Origin of the sequence: Arthrobacter sp. Cr_A7 (assembly GCF_029222765.1) — a bacterium.
GTDB lineage: Bacteria > Actinomycetota > Actinomycetes > Actinomycetales > Micrococcaceae > Arthrobacter.
Genome location: NZ_JARHXQ010000340.1, coordinates 1 through 8,237, shown reverse-complemented (window position 1 = coordinate 8,237; position 8,237 = coordinate 1). Strand labels below are relative to the sequence as shown.

Here is an 8,237-nt window from a genome sequence, read left to right as displayed (position 1 = left end):
TTGTGGACCTCCACAAGGACACTTGGCGCTACCTACTTTCGGGGAGTACGACGGCGGCCCCTGGCGGCGTCCTGGGCGTCCAGCGCCTGCCGCTCAGCTTCGGACGGCGCGCCGCCGCCCAGGTGACGCGGCATCCACCAGGCACCGGGCTCCGGTTTCAGCGGGAAGTCCGCGATGCAGGTATCGACGCCCGCCTGCAGCGTGCGGCGCAGGAGTTCGGTTTCGCGTTCCGCGTCCACCTCAGGCGGGAACCGGAGCGGTTCGCCGTAATGCACCCGGACCGGTGCACGCCATGCCCTCCGCGGGGAAAACCGCTGCCCCCTTGTCAAGAGCCGGTGCGCGCCCCACACCGACACCGGGAAGACGGGGACGCCTGCTTCGGCTGCCATTCGTACGGCACCTGTTTTGCACTCCCGGACCAGGAAGCTCCTGCTCACTCCCGCTTCCGGAAACACGGCCAGGTATTCGCCGCTCCTGAGCTTGGCCACGGCCTCGTCAAAAGCGCCGGCGCGTTCGGTGTACCCCACCACCACGCTGTTTGTAGCACTGATAGCCGGGCCTGCCAGCCAGTGGTCTGCCGCCCCCTGGTGGATCATAAAGCGCATGTGGGCGCGGGAATGCTTCCACAGGACCAGTTCGGACGCCGCGAAATCCAGGTAGCCAAAGTGCGTGATGGCAAAGACGGCGCCGGAGCCGGGCACCACAGTCCGCGCGATGCCATGGCGCAGGCCGGGTGCCGGCACATGTTCCAGCCCGGTGGGAAGGATGGTGATCCGGAAGGCCCACCGGAGGACCTGGCCCAGGCGGACAATCAGCCGGTAGAAACGGTCACTGGGCGGCGGATGCCATGGCATGCATGTCTCCAGCTGTTCGGGGAATCCGGGTTTCAGGCCTGTCTGGGGCCAATAAAGAGTCGCCAGGAAGGCGTTCCGGCTAAACGGCTTACAGGGTCACCTGGACGGACGATTCCGGCAGGAGTTGCCCGAAGGCGCGGGGCGGCCGGACAGTGGCGCCCGTGCTTTCGCTGAACGCCTTGATGACGAACCCGGTGGCCAGGATCTGCCACAAACGGACCTTGCGGAGCATGAAGTGGCCAGCCCCTTTCAACGCCACGTACTGCATGCTGGCCGCTGCCTCTGAGCCCCGGCGCGCGAACGCCAGCGACTGGGACGGGCTGGTCCACCGGTCCAGGGTCCCGTGCACGATCAGGACCTTCCTGCCGGCGACCCCTGAGGTTGGCGTTTGCGGGCTGAGCCAGGGAGCCAGCGCCACCACCGCTTCCACCTGGGGATGGCCGGCGGCGCAAACAGCCGTCAGCCCGCCCATGGAATGGCCCACCAGGAATACGGGCACGCCGGGATGCTGCTCTTCGATCTGCCGCAGCGCCCACCGGGCGTCCTGCACCGGGGACATGTCCGGCCCGTTCCACCCGCGGACGCTGTTGCGCAGCGACCAGACCGCCAGCCCATGTTTCCGCCCGGCGCGGTGCAGGTGCCTCGCGAAGGGCACCATACGGGCCGGGCTCAGGTGCAGGGCTTCCACCGGTTCGCGGCTATGGGACTTGCCGCCGTGGAGCACCAGGGCCACGCCCCTGGTGGGACCGGAGGCCTCAAGCACACTCAGCACGGCCTGGTGGCCGGGTGCCGGGGGGACGCCGCCGGAGGGCAGTTTGCTGCTGTCTTCAGCGCTTCGGTTGGTCACGCCTGGTACCTCCCAATGATCCATTTATCAACCCTACGGTGCCGGACGTAGAGTTCAAGGTATGAGGTTTCACTGCTGATGGGCGCCGGCCATTCCCACGCTTCTACAGGTCATTCGGAGCCGACGCCGCAGGCGATGGCTGCCCGGAGGAAGGCCAACCGGATCCTGGCAGCGGTGCTCATTCCCATCACCCTGCTGACCCTGGCCGGGATGGCCATGCTCTGGCCCTCCGGAAGCAAGGAAGGCATCTCGCTGGCCAACCCGTACTCGGCTGCCCCTGGCGTGACCTTCGATACGGGCACCATCCAAAGCGTGGTGACGGAAAACTGCATGCAGGGCGCCAGCCAGCAGAACCAAACGCCCCAGGCCCAGGACGGGCAGGCGCCCACCCAAAGCCCGGGCCAGCAGGGATCGGACTGCACCTTCGCCTTCACCGAACCGGACAAGGGCGGCAGCCCCGTCAAAGTGGTCATCAACCCGGACGTCGCCAAGTCCCACGGCGTTAAGCCCGGGGACCAGATCCGCTACCTGAACCTGTCCAATGCCCAGGGTGCCTCGGCCTCGCAGGGTTCGCCCGCCTATATCTTCGTGGACTTCGTGCGGACCCTGCCCATCGTGCTGCTGGCCCTGCTGTACGCAGCCGTGGTCATCGCCGTCGCGCGGTGGCGGGGCTTCCGCGCGCTCGTCGGGCTGGTCGGCGCCTACTTCGTGCTGGCCAGCTTCATGCTTCCGGGCCTCGTGGAAGGGAAGCCGCCCCTGCTGCTGGCGCTGGTGGGGTCCACCGTGATCATGATCGGGGTCCTGTACTTCGCCCACGGATTCTCGGCCCGGACCTCCACCGCGCTGCTGGGCACCATCTTCGGCCTGGGCATTACGGCGCTCCTGGCCGCCTGGGCCACGAATGCCGCCAACCTCGCGGGCGTGGGCAACCACGACGCCACCACCCTGGTCAACACCTCAGCCAACATCTCCATCTCCGGCGTGATCCTGTGCGGGCTCATCATCTCCGGCCTGGGCGTCCTGAACGACGTCACCATCACCCAGTCCTCCGCCGTGTGGGAACTGTACGAACTGGCCCCGGGCAGCAGTGCGCGGAAGCTGTTCACCTCCGCCATGCGGATTGGCCGCGACCACATCGCCTCCACGGTCTACACCATTGCCTTCGCGTACGCCGGTGCGGCGCTGCCCATCCTCATCATCGTGATGCTCTACGACCGGCCGCTGGGGGAGACGTTGACCAGCGCAGAGCTCTCCGAAGAAGTCATCAGGACGCTCGTCGGCTCCATCGGGCTGGTCCTGGCCATCCCGGTGACCACCCTTATCGCGGTGCTGGTGGTCAAGGCGACCGGCATCAACGCCGGTGCGGCCGCTGTCGAAGCCCCTGCCATGGCCGTGGCAGGCGGATCCCAGCCACGCGGGGCCAGTGCACGCGATGCCGGCACCGGCCACAGCCTGGACGATGTCGAGGACACCGGTGCGCTCGCAGCCGCGGCCTTGGAAGGACGGGCCCGGCGCGTCGCCGCACAACCAGGCGCCGCCGCAGGTGCCGGCGCCGGTGAAGGTCCGGGTGCCGCTCAACGTCTGGACTCGGCTGATGGTCAGGAGGGCGCGCCGCTTACCCGCCGCGGCCGCCGGGCCGCCGCTGACCGGGAACGTCCCTGACCGCGAACGCCGCTGACCGGGAACGCCGCTGACCGCGAATGCCACTGACCGGACGGGCGCTCTCCAGCCCCCTGACCGAGGGCGCCGCTAACCCAGGCCGGTGTAGGTGATCCGGGGCGGGCCACCCGATTTGTCCGGCTTTGCAACAATGGAATGGTGACTGTTGCAGCAACTACTCCCGCTCCCAAGCTGGAACTCCCGCCCCTGAAGCTGGGTCCCATCACCGTGGACACGCCGGTGATCCTGGCACCCATGGCCGGGATCACCAACTCTGCCTTCCGCAGGCTCTGCCGTGAATACGGCGGCGGCATGTACGTGGCGGAGATGGTTACCTCCCGCGCGTTGGTGGAGCGGACCCCCGAATCCCTCCGGATCATTTCCCACGACGACGACGAGAAGGTCCGGTCCGTCCAGCTGTACGGCGTGGACCCTGTCACGGTGGGCCAGGCAGTGCGAATGCTTGTGGAAGAGGACAGGGCGGACCACATCGACCTGAACTTCGGCTGCCCCGTCCCCAAGGTCACCCGGCGCGGCGGCGGATCCGCCCTGCCCTGGAAGATCGACCTCTTCACGTCCATCGTCCAGACTGCCGTGAAGGAAGCCTCCCGGGGCAACATCCCGCTGACCATCAAGATGCGCAAGGGCATTGACGAGGACCACCTGACGTACCTCGACGCCGGCCGCATCGCCCGCGATTCCGGCGTGGCCGCCGTCGCGCTTCACGGCCGCACCGCCGCCCAGTTCTACTCGGGCCAGGCGGACTGGTCCGCCATCGCGCGGCTCCGCGAAGCCCTCCCGGATATCCCGGTGCTGGGCAACGGCGACATCTGGTCAGCGGAGGACGCCGTCCGGATGGTCCGCGAAACCGGGGTGGACGGCGTGGTGGTGGGCCGAGGCTGCCAGGGCCGGCCGTGGCTGTTCGGCGATCTGCAGGCGGCGTTCGAAGGCAGCGACACCCGCTTCCGGCCCAACCTGCGCCAGGTGGCCGAGGGCGTCTACCGCCATGCCGAGCTGATGGTGGAGACCTTCGGCGACGAAGGCAAGGCGCTCCGCGAGATCCGCAAGCACATCGCCTGGTACTTCAAGGGCTACGTGGTGGGCGGAGAGCTGCGCACCCGGCTGGCGCTGGTGACCAGCCTCGAGGTGCTGCGCGATACCCTGGCCGAACTGGACCTTGACTCGCCGTACCCGGGCGGTGACGCGGAGGGCCCGCGCGGCCGTGCCGGATCGCCCAAAAAGCCCGCCCTGCCCAAGGACTGGCTGGAGTCCCGTGCGCTGAACGACGACCAGTCCAGGGACATTTCGGCAGCAGAGCTGGACGTCTCCGGTGGCTGAGGCCCGCACGGCCGCGCCGGTGCTGCCCGGCTACGATGCCGACGATTCCGCCCGCTGGGTGGAGGAACCGCCGAAAAGCACGTACCGCTCCGATTTTGAGCGGGACCGCGCCCGCGTCCTGCATTCTTCCGCCCTGCGCCGGCTGGGTGCAAAAACCCAGGTGGTGGCCCCGGACACCGACGACTTCGTCCGGACCCGGCTGACCCACAGCCTGGAGGTGGCGCAGGTAGGCCGCGAACTCGGCCGTGCCCTGGGCTGCGACCCTGATGTGGTGGACACCGCCTGCCTGAGCCACGACCTCGGGCACCCGCCCTTCGGCCACAACGGGGAGTCTGCGCTGAACGAGGTGGCGCATGCCATCGGCGGGTTCGAGGGCAACGCCCAGACCCTTCGGCTGCTGACCCGCCTGGAGCCCAAGGTGCTGACGGCGGATGGCCTGCCCGCCGGGCTGAACCTCACCCGGGCGAGCCTGGACGCGGCGGCCAAATACCCCTGGTCCGCACTGGAGGCCCCGGTCATCCACGGCCAGCGGACCAGTAAGTTCGGCGCCTACGAGGATGACCTGCCCATCTTCACCTGGATCCGGCAGGGCGCCCCCGAGCGCCGGTCCTGCCTGGAAGCCCAGGTGATGGACCTCGCGGACGACATTTCGTACTCGGTCCACGACGTGGAGGACGCGATCGTCGCCGGACACTTCCAGCTCCGCTGGATGGACAACCCGGACCACCGCGCCCGTGTTGTGGGCTACGCCAAGCAGTGGTACCTGCCGCACAACGACCCCGCCGCCATCGACGCCGCGCTGGCCCGGCTGGAAGCCACCGATGTGTGGGTGCGGGAGGCGGACGGCAGCCGCAAGTCCATGGCCGCCCTGAAGAACATGACCAGCCAGCTGATCGGCCGGTTCTGCCAGAGCGCGCTCGAAACCACCCGCGCGGTGTACGGCCCCGGCCGGCTCACCCGCTACAACGCCGAACTCATGGTTCCGGATGAAACGGTGATGGAAATTGCCGTTATGAAGGGCCTGGCCACCACGTTCGTGATGACCACCGAGCACCGGCAGCCCATCTACGAACGCCAGCGCGAGGTGCTCCACGCCCTGGTGACCGCCCTGAGCGCCACCGGTGACCGGCACCTGGAGCCCATGTTCGCTGCCGACTGGCGGGACGCCCCCGACGACGGCGCCCGGCTGCGTGTGGTGATCGACCAGGTGGCCTCCCTCACGGACGGTTCCGCCCTGGCCTTGTACGAGCGACTGGTGGGGAGCCTGCCGTCGCTGTGGTGATGCGCACTGTGGTGAGGAACGCCATAAGGCGGCTTCCGCCGTCGTACCCCCGCATTAGGATTGCTCTGTGGCTGGGCTGATCAAACGCGAAGATATTGACGAAGTACGCCAGCGCACGGACATCAAGGAAGTGGTTGACGGCTATGTCACGCTCAAGGGTGCCGGGCTGGGGACCTTCAAGGGCCTGTGCCCGTTCCACGACGAGCGCTCGCCGTCGTTCACCGTCCGTCCCCAGGTGGGCCGTTACCACTGCTTTGGCTGTGGTGAGGACGGCGATGTCATTGCCTTCGTCCAGAAGCAGGACCACAGCTCCTTCCAGGAGGCCGTGGAGAAACTTGCCGCACGCATCGGTTACGAGCTCCGGTACGAGGACGGCGGCACCGGCCCCAACCGCGAGGAGGTGGGGCGCCGGCAGCGGCTGCTGGACGCCCACAAAATCGCGGACGAATTCTTCCGCGCCCAGCTGCTGACGCCGGGCGCGGCGGAGGCACGGACCTTCCTGCACGGCCGCGGCTTCGACCGGGCGGCAGCGGAACACTTCGGCTGCGGCTACGCCCCCCAGGGCTGGGACGCCCTCCTCAAGCACCTCCGCGGCCGCGGCTTCACCGACGCCGAACTGAAGCTCACTGGCATGTTCTCCGAGGGCAACCGCGGCATCTACGACCGCTTCCGCGGCCGCCTCATCTGGCCCATCAAGGACATCGCCGGGGACACCATCGGCTTTGGCGCCCGCAAGCTCTACGAGGACGACCAGGGGCCCAAGTACCTCAACACCCCCGAGACCGCCCTGTACAAAAAATCCCAGGTCCTCTACGGCATTGACCTCGCCAAGCGCAGCATAGCCAAGGACCGCCAGCTGGTGGTGGTGGAGGGCTACACCGACGTGATGGCGTGCCACCTGGCAGGAATCACGACGGCGGTGGCCACCTGCGGCACCGCGTTCGGCACCGAGCACATCAAGATTGCCCGGCGGCTGCTCTCCGACGACGGCACCGGGGGAGAGGTGGTGTTCACTTTCGACGGCGACGCCGCCGGCCAGAAGGCCGCGCTGCGGGCCTTCGAGGAAGACCAGCGCTTCACCGCGCAGACGTACGTGGCGGTGGAACCCACAGGTGCCGATCCCTGCGACCTGCGCCAAAGCAGGGGCGACGAAGCCGTTCATGCCCTGGTGCAGTCCCGCCGGCCGCTGTTTGAATTCGCCATCCGCACCACCCTGAAACAGTTCAACCTGGACACCGTGGAAGGGCGGGTGCAGGGCCTGAAAGCCTCGGTACCGGTGGTGGCGGGCATCCGTGACGCTTCCACCCGGACGGGCTACTGCCAGGAGCTCACAGGCTGGCTGGGGATGCCGGACCCCAACGAGGTGCTGAGGCTCGTCAACGCCGCCGTAAAACGCGGTGACCAGGGAGGGGCTCCTGCCGCCGCTCCCCGGACGTCCGCTCCGGCCGCCCAAGCCGGCGGGCCAGGCGTTGCCGCAGGGCCGGCGTCGGGCGCTGTTCCTTCCTTCCATCGGCCTGACCCGCGGGACCCTGTCGCCTCCATGGAGCGCCAGGCGCTCGAAGTGGCCCTCCAGGAGCCCGCACTGCTGGGCGGCGGGGTCTGGGAGCGGTTTGCCGCTGCCCGGTTCGCCACGCCGGCGTTCCAGGCCGTCCACGATGCCATGCGCGCCACCGGCGCGGGCCTGGTGAACGATCCGGTGCGGTGGGTGGAGCACGTGATGCACGAGGTTCCCGAGCCCCTGCGGCCGCTGGTGTCCGAGCTCGCGGTGGTGCCGCTGCCGGCAAGCACGGAGGAGGCGGTGCAGAAGTACTGCCGGGACATCCTCTCCCGGCTCTTCGAGTTGCAGATCACCAGGGTCAAGGCGGACAAGATGGGGCAGCTGCAGCGGCTGGACCCTGCGGCGGACCCGGAAACCTACCAGCGGCTCAACCGTGAGCTGATGATGCTGGAGATGGAACGCCGGGCACTGCGGGCGGAGGCGTAGCCCCCGTGTCCGGCCCCTCCGCAAAGCGCCGATTTCATTTCCCGGGCAGGTGTTTGCTAGGCTAATACCCGCTTCATTCCTCCTTAGCTCAATTGGCAGAGCATTCGACTGTTAATCGAAGGGTTGCTGGTTCAAGTCCAGCAGGAGGAGCGCACAATCCCCGTTCCGGCCTCCGGAACGGGGATTTTTTTATCCCCGCGAACGGCAATCCGGCCCGCAAATCCGCCGATTTCACATTCGCCGGAATCCTTTGCTAATGTCATACCTGCTTCA

6 protein-coding genes and 1 tRNA gene are annotated in these 8,237 nt (G+C 68.0%); 5 read left to right on the top strand and 2 right to left on the bottom strand.

The window, feature by feature from the left end; translation table 11 throughout:
* Nucleotides 1-32 precede the first annotated feature (32 nt).
* On the bottom strand, nucleotides 33-854 hold the full coding sequence (locus P2Q66_RS20525) for a lysophospholipid acyltransferase family protein (RefSeq protein WP_275731110.1): 822 nt from the start codon (nucleotides 852-854) through the stop codon (nucleotides 33-35).
* Nucleotides 855-942: 88 nt separating this feature from the next.
* On the bottom strand, nucleotides 943-1,701 hold the full coding sequence (locus tag P2Q66_RS20520; protein WP_254865447.1) for an alpha/beta fold hydrolase: 759 nt from the start codon (nucleotides 1,699-1,701) through the stop codon (nucleotides 943-945).
* A gap of 135 nt (nucleotides 1,702-1,836) precedes the next feature.
* Here P2Q66_RS20520 and P2Q66_RS20515 point away from each other — a divergent pair, with 135 nt between their 5' ends.
* From P2Q66_RS20515 to P2Q66_RS20495, 5 genes are all read left to right on the top strand, one after another.
* Nucleotides 1,837-3,363: a YibE/F family protein gene (locus P2Q66_RS20515; RefSeq protein WP_275731107.1), complete on the top strand. Its 1,527-nt coding sequence runs from the start codon at nucleotides 1,837-1,839 to the stop codon at nucleotides 3,361-3,363.
* Nucleotides 3,364-3,519: 156 nt separating this feature from the next.
* Nucleotides 3,520-4,698 carry a tRNA dihydrouridine synthase DusB gene (gene dusB, locus P2Q66_RS20510; RefSeq protein WP_079595562.1) on the top strand — a complete coding sequence of 393 codons (1,179 nt, stop codon included), beginning with the start codon at nucleotides 3,520-3,522 and terminating at the stop codon, nucleotides 4,696-4,698.
* Nucleotides 4,691-5,980, top strand: a complete 1,290-nt coding sequence (locus P2Q66_RS20505) for a deoxyguanosinetriphosphate triphosphohydrolase (RefSeq protein WP_079595561.1) — start codon at nucleotides 4,691-4,693, stop codon at nucleotides 5,978-5,980. The genes dusB and P2Q66_RS20505 overlap by 8 nt, the downstream gene beginning before the upstream one ends.
* Before the next feature lie 67 nt (nucleotides 5,981-6,047).
* Complete coding sequence (gene dnaG / locus P2Q66_RS20500) at nucleotides 6,048-7,964, top strand: DNA primase (RefSeq protein WP_079595560.1); 1,917 nt, start codon at nucleotides 6,048-6,050, stop codon at nucleotides 7,962-7,964.
* A 77-nt stretch (nucleotides 7,965-8,041) separates the two neighbouring features.
* A tRNA-Asn gene (locus tag P2Q66_RS20495) sits at nucleotides 8,042-8,114 on the top strand.
* The last annotated feature ends 123 nt before the right edge of the window (nucleotides 8,115-8,237 follow it).

Bases quoted from the DNA above. Each gene is read 5' to 3' on its own strand.
- P2Q66_RS20525 (WP_275731110.1), bottom strand. From the start codon at position 854: ATGCCATGGCATCCGCCGCCCAGTGACCGTTTCTACCGGCTGATTGTC.
- P2Q66_RS20515 (WP_275731107.1), top strand. From the start codon at position 1,837: ATGGCTGCCCGGAGGAAGGCCAACCGGATCCTGGCAGCGGTGCTCATT.